The 16994-nt window shown below is 62.6% G+C and carries 9 protein-coding genes; 2 read left to right on the forward strand and 7 right to left on the reverse strand.

What is annotated here, in order from left to right; all coding sequences use genetic code 11:
- Window positions 1-79 precede the first annotated feature (79 nt).
- Window positions 80-2479: a glycoside hydrolase family 95 protein gene (locus GO988_RS20315; protein ID WP_394351234.1), complete on the forward strand. Its 2400-nt coding sequence runs from the start codon at window positions 80-82 to the stop codon at window positions 2477-2479.
- 54 nt (window positions 2480-2533) lie between these two features.
- Here GO988_RS20315 and GO988_RS20320 read toward each other — a convergent pair whose 3' ends face one another.
- From GO988_RS20320 to GO988_RS20350, 7 genes are all read right to left on the reverse strand, one after another.
- Entirely contained in the window at window positions 2534-3919 is a 1386-nt protein-coding gene (locus GO988_RS20320; protein ID WP_157569054.1) for a TolB-like translocation protein, read from the reverse strand.
- 163 nt (window positions 3920-4082) lie between these two features.
- Window positions 4083-6047: a rhamnogalacturonan lyase gene (locus GO988_RS20325; protein ID WP_198172941.1), complete on the reverse strand. Its 1965-nt coding sequence runs from the start codon at window positions 6045-6047 to the stop codon at window positions 4083-4085.
- A 105-nt stretch (window positions 6048-6152) separates the two neighbouring features.
- Window positions 6153-6719, reverse strand: a complete 567-nt coding sequence (locus GO988_RS20330; RefSeq protein ID WP_157569056.1) for a hypothetical protein — start codon at window positions 6717-6719, stop codon at window positions 6153-6155.
- A 31-nt stretch (window positions 6720-6750) separates the two neighbouring features.
- Entirely contained in the window at window positions 6751-7779 is a 1029-nt protein-coding gene (locus GO988_RS20335; RefSeq protein ID WP_157569057.1) for a family 43 glycosylhydrolase, read from the reverse strand.
- 78 nt (window positions 7780-7857) lie between these two features.
- Window positions 7858-9381 (reverse strand): RagB/SusD family nutrient uptake outer membrane protein, encoded by a 1524-nt coding sequence (locus tag GO988_RS20340; RefSeq protein ID WP_157569059.1) that lies wholly within the window; start codon window positions 9379-9381, stop codon window positions 7858-7860.
- 30 nt (window positions 9382-9411) lie between these two features.
- Window positions 9412-12531, reverse strand: coding sequence for a SusC/RagA family TonB-linked outer membrane protein (locus tag GO988_RS20345; RefSeq protein ID WP_198172943.1), 3120 nt, complete (start codon window positions 12529-12531; stop codon window positions 9412-9414).
- A 245-nt stretch (window positions 12532-12776) separates the two neighbouring features.
- Window positions 12777-14312 (reverse strand): sialate O-acetylesterase, encoded by a 1536-nt coding sequence (locus GO988_RS20350; protein WP_157569063.1) that lies wholly within the window; start codon window positions 14310-14312, stop codon window positions 12777-12779.
- A gap of 195 nt (window positions 14313-14507) precedes the next feature.
- Here GO988_RS20350 and GO988_RS20355 point away from each other — a divergent pair, with 195 nt between their 5' ends.
- Complete coding sequence (locus tag GO988_RS20355) at window positions 14508-16856, forward strand: glycoside hydrolase family 2 TIM barrel-domain containing protein (protein ID WP_317164941.1); 2349 nt, start codon at window positions 14508-14510, stop codon at window positions 16854-16856.
- Window positions 16857-16994: the final 138 nt, after the last annotated feature.

The following is a 16994-nucleotide window of genomic DNA, read 5'->3' on the forward strand; positions in this document are numbered from 1 at the left end:
GAGATACTTCACCTCGTTCAGCATGACGGCCTACTGTAGTAAATCAAGCAAATCAATGGGAAGAAATCCTTTATACATTGTGTGCTTGGTCTTTAGTCTTGGCCGGCCCGCCCTAGCGCAGCGCCCTGCCGAGCCAGTGCTGCGGTACACCCAACCCGCTAAAGACTGGAACGAAGCCCTACCCCTCGGCAACGGCCGACTCGGGGCTATGCTCTTTGGCCGGCCCGGGGAGGAGCTGATGCAGTTGAACGAAAGCACCTTGTGGACGGGCGGCCCCGCCAACCTGAATCCTAATCCTGCCGCGCCAACTTACCTGCCCGAAGTGCGCCGCTTGCTTTTTGCCGGCGACAACGGCGCGGCCGTGAAGCTAATGCACAAGATGCAGGGCCCCAATACCAATGCTTACCAACCGCTGGGCGATTTGCTGCTGCGCCAGCCGCTAGCCGGCGCAGTTAGTAATTATTACCGCGACCTAAACCTTCGTACCGCCACTGCTACTACGCGCTTTACCGTTGGCGGCGTCACGTACACCCGTGAGGTGTTCGTAACGGCGCCCGACCAAGTGGTAATTATTCGCCTCACGGCCAGCAAAAAAAAGGCGCTGAATTTTAGTTTGTCGCTGCGCAACCAACTGGCGTTTACGCGGGCGGTGGCGGGCAAAAACGAGCTGGTGCTACGTGGCAAAGCACGCATCGGCGCCGACGAGCGCCGGACGCCCCGGCCTGTGGTATACCAAGATAGCCTGCACTGCAACGGCATGCGCTACCAGATTCGGCTGAAGGTGGCGCGTACCGACGGCACGGTTACGGCCGACAGTATTTTGCACGTGGCTGGTGCCAGCGAGGCACTGCTGCTGGTAGCGGGCGCTACCAGCTTCAACGGCTTCGATAAGTGCCCGGATAAAGACGGGAAGGACGAAACCAAGGAAGCTACCCGCTGGCTGGCCAGTGCCGAGCGCCGCCGCTTTGCGCAGCTACGGGCGCGCCACGTGGCCGATTATCAAGGGTATTTCAACCGGGTGAAATTTTCGCTGGCCAACGACGCGCCCCCCAGCCTGCCCACCGATGAGCGCCTAAAACGCTACAAAGCCGGCCAGCCCGACCCGGCGCTGGAGGAATTGTACTTCGATTTTGGGCGCTACTTGCTCATCAGCAGCTCGCGGCCGGGCGGTACCGCCGCTAACTTGCAAGGAATTTGGAATCAGCTTGTTCAGCCGCCGTGGCGCAGCAACTACACCACCAACATCAACCTCCAGATGAACTACTGGCCGGCCGAGGTGGCGAACCTGGCTGAGCTGCAAGAGCCCCTGCGTACCCAGATTCAGCACCTGGCTGCCACCGGCACCGCCACGGCCCGCAACTACTACCACGCCGCCGGCTGGGCCGTGCACCACAACTCCGACATTTGGGCGCAGAGCAACCCGGTGGGCGAGGGGGTAGGCGACCCTAAGTGGGCCAATTGGAGCCTGGGTAGCCCCTGGCTGGCGCAGCATTTATTCGAGCATTACCGCTTCACGCAGGATAAAGAATACCTGCGCCAAACCGCCTACCCCCTTCTGCGCGGCGCAGCCGAGTTTTGCCTCGACTGGCTGGTGGAGCACGACGGCTACCTCGTAACCGCCCCTTCCACCTCGCCCGAAAACAGCTACCTGCTGCCCAACGGCAGCCAAGAGGTCGTGACCATTGCCTCGACCATGGATATGTCGATTGTCCACGACCTCTTTACCAATGTGTTGGAGGCCGATTCGGTGCTGGGAATTGATGCGGCGTTTGCGGCGCGGGTGCGCAGCGCGCGGGCGCGGCTCTACCCGCTGCACATCGGCCAGCAGGGCAATTTGCAGGAGTGGTACGGCGATTTTGCCGATGTAGACCCGCAGCACCGGCACGTATCGCACCTATTTGGGCTGCATCCGGGGCGCCAGCTTTCGCCGCTTACTACCCCAGCATTGGCGGCCGCCGCCCGCCAAACGCTGCTGGTGCGCGGCGACGCCGGCACCGGGTGGAGCAAGGCCTGGAAAATCAACTTCTGGGCCCGCTTGCTCGACGGCGACCATGCCTACAAAATGTACCAGGAGCTGCTCAGGGTTTCGACGCTCAATAACCTCTTCGACACCCACCCGCCGTTCCAGATTGATGGCAACTTCGGCGCCACCGCCGGCATCACCGAGATGCTCCTTCAAAGCCATCTCACCGACGTGCACCTGCTGCCCGCCCTACCCCAGGCCTGGGCTACGGGCGCGGTGCAAGGGCTAGTAGCGCGCGGCAGCTTCGTGGTAGATATGACCTGGAAAAACGGCCGCTTAGCCACGGCGCGCCTTACCTCGCGGGCCGGCGCGCCGTGCGTGCTGCGCACCACTGTGCCGGTGCAAGTGCGCAAGGCCCAGGCCACTAGCACCACAGCCACCGTGGCCGGTACCACGTACTACCTCACGTCGTTCCCGACGAAAGCCGGCAAGCGCTACGAGGTGGTAGCGCAGTAAAGCGCGGCTCGCGCGGGTGCGCAATGCGTGGGTGGGTTAACCTATTTCCCGGCCTCACTTATACACCCGTTTCAGCCACGCGTCCGGCACGGGAATAATGCAGATGTTCATGCTTTTGCCATCGGCCGAAAGCATAGCTGACTGAATCTCGATGCGCGTGCCGTCGGGGCTCATAGTGGGGTGCGGGTGGTCGGCGGCGGTGGTTTTGTGGCCAGTCGAGAGCAATAGCATTTCGCGGGTGTGCCTATCTATCAGGTAGATATTGCGGGCGAAGTCGTCGCCCACGGCCCAGCGGCCATCGGGCGAGCCGCTAACGTGCCACAGGCCACTGCCGCTGGGCGTTTGGCCCACAATGGTCATTTCGCGGGTGCGGTGGTTGACGATGGCCAGGCCAGTGGGTTTCTCGCGGGTGCCCGACGGCCCCCAGGCAACTTCCTGGCCGGGGTTAGCCCCGCTCACGGGCGTGCCGGCGGCCACGGCCTGGGTCGAGGACGGAATTTGGCGGTGGCCCATGATGGCGAAGGCCGTTTCATCTTTCGTAATCACGGCTTCGTGGGTCACCCATTCGGTCTCGGCTTCGGGGTAGAGGGGGCGCAGGCCGCTGCCATCGGCCAGCACCGTCCAGGTGCGCTGGGGCGATTTGCCGCCCGTTTCCCAGCAAAACACGACTTCGCCCGGTACCCAGGGGTTAGTTTGGATGTGCCCAATCTGGAACGGCACCGACACCACGTACTTGATGGCGCCGGTGTGCACATTCATAGCCGCTATGCCAGCCGGGCCGGCGCCCATGTTGCGCGGGCCAAAATTGGCCTCCAGTTTGGTGCCGGGGGGGAGGTGGCGGGCGGCCTCGTCGCGGCCCACCCGGAAGTAGGCCCAGTTTTCGTCGCCATCGAGGGCCATGTCGCCGCCGGCTTGCAGGGCGGGTGGCGTGGTGCCGCATACGCGCTGGTAAGTGTTGGCGGGCTTCATTTTACCGGCCTTGCTATCGGCAAATACCTTAGCGAGGTCTACCTCCACGATTTGCAACGACGCGGGTGCCGCTTCTTTCGCGCTCGATTCTGAGTTTGGGGCAGCGCTGCCGGGCGGGTTGCGCATAAAGTAGAGCTTCATGGCGTGGCGAGCCACGTTGAGCATGCCCACGTAGCCACCCTCGCTCACCTGCACGATTTCACCGGTTTTTTCATTCACCGCCATCGCCTCGTTTTTAGCCCGGCCCGAGCGGAAAATGAGCCACTGCAAGTCAGCAGTCCACTGGTTATGCGTTTGGTAAATCTTAGAGTCGCCGGCCGGCGTGCTGGTCAGGAAAGTGAGGGGAGTGCCCGTTACGGGGTCCTGCACCACCTGGCGCTCGCTGGGAAAGCGCCGGCCGATTTGGGCCTGGGCGGGGCTGGTGCATAGGGCAGCGCATGCCAGGGCTGGTAGTAGAAAACGAAGGTTCATGGGTGGGAAGGAGGGTAGGGTTTTTGTGCAGTAAATACGCTGGGATAAAACCCGCTTTAGAACGTCCTGCTGAGCTGGCCGAAGCATCTCTGCCGCCTCTTTGGATGAAGTGGTAGAGAGGCTTCAGTCAGCTCAGCAGGACAGACGGTTTTTCTATTAACTATCAATTAACCGGCTGTCCTGCTGGCATTTTCATGCCCTCGCCCAGGAAGTAGCCGGTGTGCGGCGGCTGGTTGTAGCCCACGTTTTCGCGGGCTACGCCGAGGCGGTAAGTGGGGTCGTGCATGAGGGTGGGCAGGCGGTAGGTAGTGGGGATGGTAGTGGTGCAAATGAGCAGCGCCTGGTTGTCGGCGGTGCGCCAAACTACCTCCTCGCGCCAGTCGCCAAGCAGGTCGGCCGAGAGGCAGGGGGTAGCCTTGGTGCCGTTGTTGGAGGCCGCAGCGAAGGCGTTGCCGTCGAGCAGGCGCGTGGTGGTGGCTGTTTTATAATCCCACTTATCCACGTGCGTGCCATCGAGTAGTTCGCGCAGCAAGTCGCCGTCCCACCACAGACCGAAGTTCACGGCGCGGGGCGCGTTGCCGATGCGCTCGCCCTTGATGGAGCGCAGGCCTACTTCTTGCGACCCGCCCCACAACTCGGCGCCGGGGTAGCGCGGGTCGATGTCGGCGGCCATCGCGCGGCCGGCATCCTGGCCCTGGTCGCCGCTCCACAAAATCTTGCCATCGGTGGCCGAGTAGAGGGCCACGCCGGGGCCCGCCACGTGGCCGGGCACGGGCTCCTCGTTTTCGTGGGCGCCCCACACTTCGAGGCTAGGCGTGCTGGGGTCAAAATCGCTGACGTGCAGCGCGTCGCCGTGGCGTAGGCCAGTCGTGAAAAGGCCTTGCCCGTTGTCATCAACTACCATGGCGCCGTACACGATTTCATCCCTACCATCGGCATCTACATCGTTGACGCTCAAGTTGTGGTTGCCCATGCCAGAAAACGGGTTTTTGTCGTCTTTCGAGTCGAAAACCCAGCGCTGCGTGAGCTTGCCGCCGCGCCAGTCCCACGCTGCGAGCACGGTGCGGCCGTAGTAGCCGCGGCACATCACGGCGCTGGGCAGGTGGCCATCGAGGTAAGCCACGGCCGCCACGAAGCGGTCGCAGCGGTTGCCGTAGTGGTCGTTGCCGCCATTGCCGCCGATGCCGCCCCAGCCATCGAGCGGGTCGCGGCCCGGCACGTAGGGCGCGGTAGCCAGCGCCGCGCCGGTGCGCCCATCAAATACCGTAAAGTACTCGGGCCCCGCCAAAATGCGGCCGTAGCGCGCATCGCGGGGGCTGGGCACGGCCGGCGCATCGGTAGGGGTAGTGAGCGAGCGGTAATCCTTGCGAGCATCGCCAATGGCTTTGCCGGTCCCATCGAGGGTGCCGTCAGCGGTTTTACACGCTACTTCGGCTTTGCCATCCCCATCAAAGTCATAGGCTAGGAACTGCGTGTAGTGCGCCCCGGCCCGGATATTTTTGCCCAAATTCAGGCGCCATAAAAGGGCGCCATCGAGCCGGTAGGCATCGAGCAGCACCGGCCCGGTGAGGCCCGCCGAGCCGTTGTCTTTAGAATTAGACGGGTCCCACTTGAGAATGATTTCGTACTGGCCATCGCCGTCGAGGTCGGCTACCGAGGCGTCGTTGGCGCTGTAGGTGTAGGCGCTGGCTTCGGCGCCGGTGCCCACGGTGCCGCCTTCGGGCTGGCGCAGGGGCACGCGCAGGTAGGGCTGCGCCCAGACGCTGGCGTGCACTGGGCGGGCGGTTTCGGCTGCATTGGCCGCGCCTACGGGCTGCACAAAATAGGTATAGGTAGGACCAGGCTTGGCGCTGTCGTCGAAGTAGTTGGTGCCGGCAAGCAGGGGCGTGTGGGTAAGCTTGACGGGCGCCGCGCTACCCGCCTGCCGGTACACATCGAAGCCCAGGCCCGGCGCGTCGGTGGCCAGCAAGCGCCAGCTAACGAACGTTTTGCCTTTGCCAACTGCCACGGCCACCGTGCCGCGGTCGAGGGCTTCGAGCTGCCGGCCGGGGGTAGGGGGGCGGCTGGCCGTGAGTAGCCCCAGGGCCAGGATGCAGACGGTGGGCGCGAGGCGAACGGAGGTATTCATAAACTACCGGAGGTATGCATAAATTATTGAAAATGCGACTGTTCCATCAGGTGCCTCGCCGCTAGTAAGTTGCTAGTCGCCCTGCTCATTGGCGCGGTGCCAGGTTTACGCTGGATTGTAGACTATATAGGTGCCGTCGGCATTGAAAACGATGCGGCGCTCGTGGTATAAATTGCCGGTTGAGTCGGTAAGCACGCGGTATTTAGTTGTTTTCTGACCTATCGTTTCTTCCACAAAACGCTCCTTGATAGCGGGGCGCTGGTACACGGCAGGGCCAATAACGAGCTCGAGGCACTTGACAAGGGGCGCCACATCCAAAGTCGGCGTGCGGACTTGCTTGCCTAGGCTGTCGCCCTGGTAAACCAAGACAATATCATTGCCTTGCATGCTGTATGCAGCGGGCGGGTTATCGCGGTAGCGGTCGTCGATGAGGGCACTCAGGTACCACGCCGCCCGGCCTTTCGCATCGTGGTAGGCAATCAACTCGACCACGCCTTTATCCTCGAAAAAATAGTGCTCGCGGTGGCAATCGTTTATAAATTGCCGAAGCAGGTCGCGCTTTGTCTGATCGGGCGCAATTTGTACTGGTCGGCAGGATGGGACTTGCGCCACTCCCAGCAAGGGTAGGGCTAGTAGGCTAATCAAGCGTAACATGCTGCCCTGCGAGCGCATAGGTGCGGTGAGAAAAGGTAGTGGGAATAAGTTATTTACCAGGCTTCAGCTGCACATAAGTGGGCTCATCGCGGTCGCAGGTTAATTGGCCGTTGGCGTAGTGCAATTCCACCACCTGAATGACGCTGCGGCGGGCAGCTACACTGGTAGCGGGCGCGGGGTTGGCCTTCGGCCGGCCGGGATGGGTGAAGTAAAAAAGGTAGGCGCGACCGCCGCTCACCACCACATCGGCGTGGCCGCCGATGGCTTGGTCGTCGGGGCCGCTGCCGGGGGCTTCGAGCAGGCGCTCGGGCTGGGCGGTCCAGTGCAGGAGGTCGGTAGAGTGGTAGGCGGCGAGGCCTTTCCAGGGGTCAATGATGAGCCAATACTGGCCTTGCCAGCGGAAGACTTTCGGGCCTTCGCCGCGCTCGGCCAGGGCGGGGCCGTGGTCGGTCCAAGTGGCGAGGTCGGGGCTGTCGGCGTAGTAGGTACTCTTGTGGTCGCGCTCGTTGTTGTACCACAGCCGCCAGGTGCCATCGGGCAGGCGCAGCACGCTGGCGTCGATGACTTTATCGGTGGCAAGGGGTAGGGTGCTCTTATACTGCCAATTGCGTAAATCAGGGCTGGTAAGGTGCACGATGGTGCGCGGGTGGTTCCAGTCGGTGAACGTGCCCGGCACGTAGGTCAAAAACATGTGGTACTGGCCCTTGTACTCCACCACTTCGGGCGCCCAGAAGGTATAGCCTGGTTGGGGCCGGTAAGCGATGTTGGCCGTATCGCGGTAGGTCCAGGTGGCGCCATCGCCCGATTCGGCAATGCCGATGCGGGTGCCGTGCACCCACGTGACGCCGGTGGCGACGGTGTCGGTGGCGCGGCGGTTGGTGTAAAACATCCACCACTTTTTAGCCCGCTTATTCCAGATAATAACTGGGTCGGCGGCGCCATCAAATACTGGGTCGCGGTAGAGGGGCTTGGGGGCAAGGTGGCCAGCTGGCGCAGGGGGAGGGGCTTGCGCCCGCGCCGCGGCCGGCAGCAGGCTCAGCCCCACGAGCAGGGGTAGGAGCAGCAAGGCAGTACGCATGGTGGGGCAGAAATTTTCAGCCAAAAAAGAGGCTGGCCCTGGGTAGGCCAGCCTCGTAAGGGGGGTAGGGCCCCGGCCCTAGTTGTAGCCAGCGTTCTGCTGCCAGAAGCCAGGGTTAATCTGCATTTCCTGCAGCGGAATGGGGAACAGCAGGTCGTGCTCGTCGAGGGGGGTAGGGTGGCGCACGGCGTTGTCTTTGATAAACTGGTTCATCACGGTGAGGGCGCGGCCAGTGCGCACCAGGTCAAACCAGCGCAGGCCCTCGGCAGCAAACTCCCAACGGCGCTCCTGCTCTAGGGCCAGCTTAAAGTTCTCCTTGGTCATGGTTTTGAGCGCTGGCACGCCGGCGCGGGTGCGAATGCGGTTCAGGTACGTGAGGGCGGGGGCGGGGGCCGTGGCCCCGGTTGCTACTTCCTCGTTCAGCACTTCGGCCTGCATCAGCAGCACATCTTCGAGCCGAATGATGGGGAAGTTGTTAGGGTAGTCGCGGGTGCCCGTGGGGGCCGTTGTGCCCTTTTCCAAAAACTTGGTGTACTGCACCCGGGGCGACGTGGCCTTGGTTTTGGTATCGACGTAGCCCGAGTCGAGGGTGGCGGCTTTGCGGGTGTCGATTTTGGGCCAGCCCGCCCCAAGCAGGCTGGGATTCACGCCTCCATCAATGCCAACTGGCTGGTAGCCCGACCACTGCGAGGGAAACTGAAACGCCTGGTCGTAGGCGGCCGAGCCGCCCAGGCCGCCCGTGCCCGAAATGTACTGCACCTCGAACAGCCAGTACTTGTTGTCGCTAACCGTCTGAAACATGGTTTTGAAGCTCGGCGCCAGGGTTGGCACGCTGGCGCTCACGCCCTCCTGAGCCAGCACATCGGCAAACTGCTGCTTGGCCAGGGCTAGCTTATCGGCTTGCTTGAGGGGGTAGCCATACATGGTGAGGTACACCTTGCCGAGCAGCGCCTTGGCGGCCCACTTCGTCACGCGGCCCTTGTCGGTGGCGGCGTAGGCGTCGGGCAGGTTGGCAGCGGCAAACGCCAAGTCGTCAGTAATGACCTGGTACACGTCCGTGATGGGCGAGCGGGGTAGGCTTTTTGCTTCCGATATATTCACTTCGGTGGTCGTGAGCGGCACCGGGCCCCAGTAGCGCACGAGGTCGAAGTACGCCAGCGCCCGCAGAAACCGCGCCTCGGCCGTGAACTGCGGCACCCGCGCAAACGACATGCTGGGCAGGCGGCCCAGTACCACGTTGGCCCGGTAGATGGCCGAGTAGTAGTCTGACCAAGTGGTTTCGAGCTGCCCGGTTTGCGAGGTGGCCGAAAAACCATTAATGTCGGCGTAGTCGCGCTGCACGTTTAGGCCCACGGTCACCACGAAATCGTCGCTGCGCAGCGACGACAGGTTCCAGTACGAGTCGCCGGGAATGACCAGGAATTTGTTGTAAATCCCGATAACGCCCTGGTTGAAATCCGACTCCGTTTTGTAGAAGTCAGTTACGCTGTTGTGGGCTTCGGGCGCAATATTAAGCCGGTCGTTGCACGCCGAGAGCAGCAGGCTGCCGCTGAGGCCCAGGCCCAGCAGCGCGACGCGGTAAGAAGTGGTAAACGAATACATACGAGTAAGGATGGCGGGTGGGGAAAGAGCTTACAAACTGATGTTGAAGCCGAACGTGTAGACGCGGGCGGGGGGGTAACCGCCGTAGTCGTAGCTGCCCAAGTCGCCGGAGGGCGCGTTCGAAGCTTCAGGGCTGAAGCCGCCGGCATAGTGCGTGAAGAGGTAGGCGTTTTCGAGGGCCACGTACACGCGGGCCCGGTTGTAGAAGCGGGTCGTGGGCAGGTTGTATCCGAGCGTGATATTCTTGATGCGGATGTAGTCCGACTTGTACAGCCAGCGCGTGTCGTAGTAGGCGCCGGTGGTAGCGTTGATGCTCGGCGTCATGCCATCGCCGGGGTTGTCGGGCGAGCGCCAGCGGTTGTTCCAGTTTTCGAGGTGGTTGTAGAGGTAGCCCATACCCGGCCGGTCGATAGAGCGGCCAATGAGCGAGTAGATGTAGCCGCCCTGCTGCGCGTTTACCAAGATGCTCAAGTCGAATTTCTTGTAGGTAAACGTGTTGGTCATGCCGTAGATGAAGCTGGGCTGCGGGCTCCCCACGATGGTGCGGTCGTTGTTGTCAATCACACCGTCGTTGTTCACGTCGCGGTATTGCGAATCGCCGGGGATAGACTTGGCCATGTGCGGGCTAGCATCAATCTCCGCCTGGTTTTTATATACTCCAATGGCGTCGTAAAGCAGAAACGAGTTGATGGACTCCCCGACCCGGATGATGGAAGTGAGGTTGGTGAAACCCGATGGAATGGGCGTGTCAGCATCGCCGAGCTTCAGCACCACATTCTGGTTGTACGACACGTTGAAGTTGGTGCCCCATGTGAAGCTGGAAGCTACGATGTTGCGCGAGTTCAGGCCCAACTCGATGCCGCGGTTGCGCACGCTGCCCACGTTCTGGTAGCTGTTGTTGAAGCCCGTTACGGCCGACTGCACGGCATTGAGCAGCAAGTCTTTGGTGGTGCGCGTGTACACGTCGCCCGACACCAGCAGCCGGTTGCCAAGCATGCCAAAGTCGATACCGGCGTCGTAGCTCGTAGTTTGCTCCCAGCGTAGGTTTTCGTTGGCGAAGTTGGCGGGCACGTAGCCGGTTTGAGCCACGCCGTTGAGCGAGTAGTTGCCGGGGTTAAGCAGCCCGTACTGCACGTTGTCGGGGATGCGGTTGTTGCCGGTTACGCCGAAGCTGGCGCGCAGCTTCAAGTCACTCACGGCGGTCACGCTTTTCAAAAATGGCTCTTCTGACAAGCGCCAGCCCAGCGACGCGGCCGGGAACAAGCCCCAGTGCGAATTGGCGCCGAACTTCGACGAGCCATCTTCGCGCAAGCTGGCCGAAACCAGGTATTTGTCTTTGTAGCCATACTGCGCGCGGCCAAAAAACGACACCAGCGCCGTCTTGTACGGCACCGAGGTGAAGGTCGTCGTCACCGAGTTGGAACTGTTGAACAGCCCCGACCAGTCGTTGGGCAGGCGGCTGGCGGTTTGGCCGCTGTTGTCCTGCCGGGTGGTTTCGAGCGAGGTGCCCGCGATGGCATTGATGGAGTGGTCGCCGAACTGCTTAGTATAGCTCAACACGCTCTGAGCCAAGTAGCGTGTGCTAAAGTTCTGGGTGCGCGAGGCCGTGCTTAGGTAGCCATCGTTGGGCGAGGTAGCCCAGTCGCGCGAGGCGTTGGTGGGCGAAAACGAGTTGTTGATGTAATAGGTATTATCTACACCCCCCAGTAGCTGCAATTGCAAGCCAGGGGCCAGGTCCACGTTCAGGCCCAGGTTGGCGTTGAGGCGGAAACGGCTGGTGCTATTTTGGGTGCGTTGCAGCACTGCCACCGGGCTGATGTAGCGCCCCGACCAAGCGTAGGCGCTGTAAGGCTGGGCGCCCACGAGCTCGCCGGCGTCGAGCGGCCCCACGGGCGGCATCTGAATGGCGTTGAGCGCCTGCTGGTCTTTGCCATCGACGCGGCCCAGGTTCGAGCCTTCGAGCGAGGGCGCCAGCGTGAGGCTCAGGCGAATGCCTTTGCGCACCTTGGCGTCGAAGTTGGCGCGCAGCGTGCCGCGCTGCAAGCCCGTGTTAATTACTAAGCCCTGCTGGTTGAGGTACGAGCCGTTGATGCTGTAGTTGAAATCTTGAGTGCCGCCCGACACGCCCAGCGTGTACTGCTGCATAGGTGCGGGCTTAAAAAACGCCTTTTGCCAATCGGTATACGCCAGGCTGTCGGTGCCGTAGGCCCATTTGGGGTCGTAGAGGTAGCGGTAGTAGCTCGTCGAACTGATAGCGCTACCCCCCAGGCGGGCCTTGCGCACGCTCATGGGGTCGTCGGCGCGGTTGATGGGGTTTTGCTTTACCCAATCTTCGTCGATACCATCCTTGCGCATCTGAATCCACTCCTCGGCGGTTTGCACCTTAATGCGGCGCTCCAGCGTTTGCACACCCGCGAAGCCCGAAAATTGCAGCACCGCCTTGCCGATTTTGCCGCGCTTAGTGGTGATGAGCACTACCCCGTTGGAGCCGCGCGAGCCGTAAATAGCGGCCGCCGAGGCATCTTTTAGCACTTCGAGGTTGGCCACGTCGGTGGGGTTGATGCCGCGCAGGTTGTCCACCGGCACGCCATCGACTACGTACAGCGGCTCGGTTGAGGCGTTGATGGAGCCCGTGCCCCGCACCCGGATTTGCAGGTCGGCGCCGGGCTCGCCCGATACCGACTGCACCGATACGCCGGGCATTTGGCCCGCCAGCGCGTTCTCGATGCGGTTGACGGGCCGCTCCTCAATTTCCTTGGCCGTTATGCCCGTCACGGCGCCGGTCACGTTCGAGGCTTTTTGGGTGCCGTAGCCCACCACCACCACGTCGTCGAGGCTCTTGTTGTCGGTTTCGAGCTGGAGGTTGACCGCTTTTTGGCCGGGCGCGAGCTTGAATTCCTTGCTCACGTAGCCCACGTAGGAGAACACCAGGGTGCCCTGCCCGCCCGGTACATTCAGCTGAAACGTGCCGTCGGGGCTGGTGCCCGTGCCGTTGGTGGTGCCCTTGAGCAGCACCGTTACGCCGGGCAGGGCCTCGCCGGCGGGGGTAGTAACTTTGCCCGTAATGGGAGTGGTCTGGGCCCGGGCGGTGCTTGCCACGAGCAACAGCAGCAAAAGCAAGCCGCCGACTGCACAGTACAGTTTTTTCATAAAGGTGGGTGGGAAAGAACGAAGCCGGCAGTTGCCTTCTTCGGTGATTTTTTTTGTGAAAGTAGAAGGGCTCAAAACCAGGGCTTTCCTGCTCCCTCCTGCTATTGCAAACGATTGTGTAAATTTGACCGATTCTGGCTTATTTAGGCCCTGAACTATAGCCATTTGGCTGCTTAATTAGCTTCAGAATTAGGCGGCCGCTACCCAGTTTAGCGTGAGGCAGTGCTACTCAGCGCCAGCTCAACTTAGCGCAAGCCCTGCGTAGGCAGCCGCCACCCATCGGTGCGAAACGGCGAGGCGGGTAGCCCGGCCGCATTCACGAGGTTGCCGTGCGGCACAGGCCGCCAGCCGTAGCGCACCGCCACCGGGTGCGGCACCTGTGGGCTGCTCACTACCACTAGCTTATGGCCTATTACCCGCGCTTGGGCGGGCACAAACACGCTGTCGGGCCCCGCGATAGTGAAGTCGCGCAGCGAGATGCTATTGAGCGCCGCCAGCCCGTTGGCGTGGTCGAAGCGCAGCGTAGCCTGCCCATCTTTTACTTGCATACTTTGGTAAAGCGGCCCCGCAAACTCTCCGCGCTGGCCGTAGTCGTGGGCCAGGGCCCACAGCGCCAGCCGATGCCCTACCACCTGCTTGTTGCGGGGGTGAATATCTACTGAGTCACCCCAGTCGGTAATCACAGCCATGCCGGTGTGCGGTACCGTGCGCAATGCGTACAATTGGGCATCGCGGATGTCGGCATTCTGGGTGCGGTGCGGGGCAATTTGCACGAAGTAAAACGGCATATCAGGCGCGTGCCACTCGGCGCGCCAACTCTCGATGAGCGCCGGAAACAGCGTGCGATATTGGTAGCCACGCTCGGCGTTGCTCTCGCCCTGGTACCACAGCACGCCCCGCAGCGTGTACGGAATGAGCGGTTTAATCATGCCGTTGTAGAGCTTGTAGGGCGACTTGTTGCTGCTCGCATTGAGGGGCGCTACCGGGGCGGGGAGGGCCGTGTGCGGGTCGGTGGCGCGGGCCTGGTCGTAGGCCGCCTTGGCTTGCTTATAGGCCTCATTGTCGGCGGGGTAGGTGGCCAGCCCGCGCTGGTAGCGCACCAAAATGGGCCGGAGCGCCGAGTCCTGGGCCAGCACCCCCTGGCGCGTCCACGACTCGGCCGGCGTGCCGCCCCAGCTCGAGTGAATGAGCCCCACCGGAAAGCCGGTTTTCTGGTGGATTTCCTGGGCAAAAAAGTAGGCTACGGCCGAAAACTCGCCCACCGTGGCCGGGCTGCACACCGCCCATTTGCCTTCTACATCGCGCTGCGGTGTGTCGGCCACTTTTTGCGCCACCGTGAACATCCGGATGGCCGGGTAGTTGGCCTGCGGAATAACTTCGGCCGCGTTTACTACCCCCGTCTTCCAGCTCGAAGGCACCCGGCTGATAGTGAAATTCATGTTCGACTGGCCGCCGCACAGCCACACCTCACCCAGCAAAATGTTGTTGATGGTGAGCGTGTTGCTGCCTTGCACCGTGAGCGTGTAGGGCCCGCCTGCTTTGCCCGTGGGCAGGTGCACCAGCCAGTTGCCCTGGGCGTCGGCCACGGTGGCTGCGGCCCCTTTAGGCCAACTGGCGGTGACGCGCACGGCCTCGCCGGGGGCGGCCCAGCCCCAGAGGCTAACAGTCGTTTTTTGCTGCAATACCAGGTTGTCGGTGAGCAGGGCGGGCAGCGTGACGGTGGCGCGCGCTGGACTAGCCAGCAAGGCCAGGGCCACAAAAAGAGGTAGCAGAAAGCGCATGGGCAGCCGGGTGGGGGTAGGGGAGAAGCGAGCCGCAAGCACGCGCTACTGCGGCGTAGCACTCTCCTGCACTGTGGGGTGGCGCAGGGGTAAAGTAGGCCGGCAGGAGAGTGCGGGAAGGCCCCCGCCCCGCCCCCCGTCGTTCTTGCCGGCCGGTTCGTGGCTCCGACCCATTTCGTTTTTCTTTCCCCACCCGTGCCTGTATCCCCTTTCCCTACCCCCCTGCGCTGGCTGGGGCTGCCCGTTGGGCTAGTGCTCAGTGTGCTAGCGGCTCAAGCGCAAGCGCCGGCCCGCACCGTCACGGCGTTTGATGCCGACTGGCGCTTCTTGCAGCAAGATGCGCCCGCGGCTGCGCAAATCGCCTTCGACGATGCCAAGTGGACGACCGTGGCCGTGCCCCACGACTGGAGCATTGCCGGTACCTATGACCAGGCTGCGCCCACCGGCCGCGGCGGGGGCTACCTGCCCAGCGGCGTGGGCTGGTACCGCAAGCAGTTTATGTTGCCCGAAACCGACCGCGCTCGCCGCGTAATGGTGGAGTTTGACGGTGTGATGGCCAACAGCGAAGTCTGGCTCAACGGCCAGCAGCTGGGCCAGCGGCCCTACGGCTACAGCAGCTTTGCCTACGACCTGACTGGTAAGCTCAACTACGGCCCCGGCCAAGCCAACGTGCTGGCCGTGCGCGCCGACAACTCGGTGCAACCAGCCTCGCGCTACTACACCGGGGCGGGCATCTATCGGCACGTTAGGTTGGTCAGCCTCAGCCAGGTGCACTTTGCGCAGTGGGGCGTGTACGTGGCCACGCCGCAGGTGAGCGCCGCCCAGGCCACCGTGCGCGTGCAGGCCGAAGTAATGAATCAAGCCGCCCAGGCCGGCACCTACGTGGTCGAAACCACCGTGCTCGACCCGGCCGGCAAGGTCGTTAAAACTACCCAAACCAGCCAGCCGGTAGCGGCCGGCAGTACGGTGGTTTTCACCCAGGAAATCGCCGTGCCCAAGCCACAGCGCTGGGGCGTTAGGCAACCGGTTTTGTATAAGGCTATTACCCGCTTGCGCCAGGCCAATGCGGTGCTCGACGAGCAGGCTACCCCCCTCGGCATTCGCGAGGCAAAATTTGAGGCGGCCACCGGCTTTTGGCTGAACGGCGAGAACCTCAAAATCAAGGGAGTGTGCCTGCACCACGACGCCGGCGCGCTCGGCGCGGCCGTGCCGCTGGCAGCCTGGGAGCGCCGCCTGAATTTGCTGAAGCAGGTGGGCGTGAACGCCATTCGCACGGCGCACAACCCGGTGGCGCCCGAGTTTTTGGACCTCTGCGACCGGCTGGGCTTTCTGGTGCTCGATGAAACCTTCGATACCTGGACGGCCGCCAAAAACAACGGCGAGCAGGGCTACAACCGCTTCTTTACGGAGTGGTGGCGCGCCGACACCCGCGACCTAGTGCGTCGCGACCGCAACCACCCGAGCATCGTGCTTTATAGCGTGGGCAACGAAATTCACGACAACCTCAACGACGCGGCCGGCTTCCAGAAGTATAAGGAGCAGCAGGATATGGTGCACCAGCTCGACCCCACACGCCCCGTGACGATGGCGCTGTTTCGGCCCGGCCAGTCGAAGGTGTACGAAAATGGCTTTGCCGAAACCATGGACGTGGTGGGCCAGAACTACCGCGAAAATGAGCTGGTGGCTGCCCACGAAGCCAAGCCCGCCCGCAAGGTCATCGGCACCGAAAATACCCACGTGCTCAGCGCTTGGCTGGCCCTACGCGACAAGCCTTTTATGGCCGGCCAGTTTTTGTGGACGGGCTTCGACTACCTCGGCGAGGCCGACTGGCCCGAAACCACCAACAACCAGGGCCTGTTTGACCGGGCCGGTTTTTGGCGGCCGCTCGGCTACCAACGCCAAAGCTGGTGGGCTACGCAGCCCGTGGTGCACGTGGTGCGCCGCGAAGAAAACGCCGGCGCCGGGGCCTGGGTAGCCAACTGGACGCCCACCGACTTCGATACCTACGACGATGCCAAAGTGCAGGTATACAGCAACTGCGACGAAGTAGAGCTATTCCTCAACGGTAAATCGCTCGGCGCCAAGCCCAAGCCCGCCGACGACAGCCCCCGCGCCTGGGATGTGACCTTTGCCAAGGGTACCCTGCGCGCCGTGGCCCGCAACAAGGGTAAGGAAGTAGCTGCCGACGAGCTGCGCACTGCTGGCGCGCCCGCCAAGGTCGTACTCAGCACCGAGCGCCCTACCCTCGCTCCCGGCTGGGACGAGGTGGCCTACATCACCGCCCGCGTAGTAGACGCTAACGGCGTGCCCTGCCCCAATGGCACCCAGCAAATCACGTTCAGCGCCAGTGGCCCCGGCCGCGTAATCGCGGTGGACAACGGCGACGTGCGCAGCCACGAAGCCTACCAAGCGAGCGTGCGCGCCACGTACCTGGGCCAGTGCCTGGCCATTGTGCGGGCCAGCGCGCCGGGCGGCAGCATCACGGTGCAGGCCACCGCGCCGGGGCTGGCGCCGGGTAGCCTCACGCTAGCGGCCGCGAAGTAGGGTAGGGTGACTGCGGTTTAAAAATTAGTAGAACACAAAAAAGAACGGCCTGCTAAGCTCCGCGAAGCATCTCGCTCGCAGCGCTAATTAAATCGTTGTCACGAGGAGGCGAGCAAGATGCTTCGCGGGGCTCAGCAG

The sequence above is a fragment of the Hymenobacter ginkgonis genome, assembly GCF_009755225.1.
GTDB lineage: Bacteria > Bacteroidota > Bacteroidia > Cytophagales > Hymenobacteraceae > Hymenobacter > Hymenobacter ginkgonis.

Coding starts and splice junctions, on each gene's coding strand:
- GO988_RS20320 (WP_157569054.1), bottom strand. CDS start 3,919: ATGAACCTTCGTTTTCTACTACCAGCCCTGGCATGCGCTGCCCTATGC.
- GO988_RS20325 (WP_198172941.1), bottom strand. CDS start 6,047: ATGAATACCTCCGTTCGCCTCGCGCCCACCGTCTGCATCCTGGCCCTG.
- GO988_RS20330 (WP_157569056.1), bottom strand. CDS start 6,719: ATGCGCTCGCAGGGCAGCATGTTACGCTTGATTAGCCTACTAGCCCTA.
- GO988_RS20335 (WP_157569057.1), bottom strand. CDS start 7,779: ATGCGTACTGCCTTGCTGCTCCTACCCCTGCTCGTGGGGCTGAGCCTG.
- GO988_RS20340 (WP_157569059.1), bottom strand. CDS start 9,381: ATGTATTCGTTTACCACTTCTTACCGCGTCGCGCTGCTGGGCCTGGGC.
- GO988_RS20345 (WP_198172943.1), bottom strand. CDS start 12,531: ATGAAAAAACTGTACTGTGCAGTCGGCGGCTTGCTTTTGCTGCTGTTG.
- GO988_RS20350 (WP_157569063.1), bottom strand. CDS start 14,312: ATGCGCTTTCTGCTACCTCTTTTTGTGGCCCTGGCCTTGCTGGCTAGT.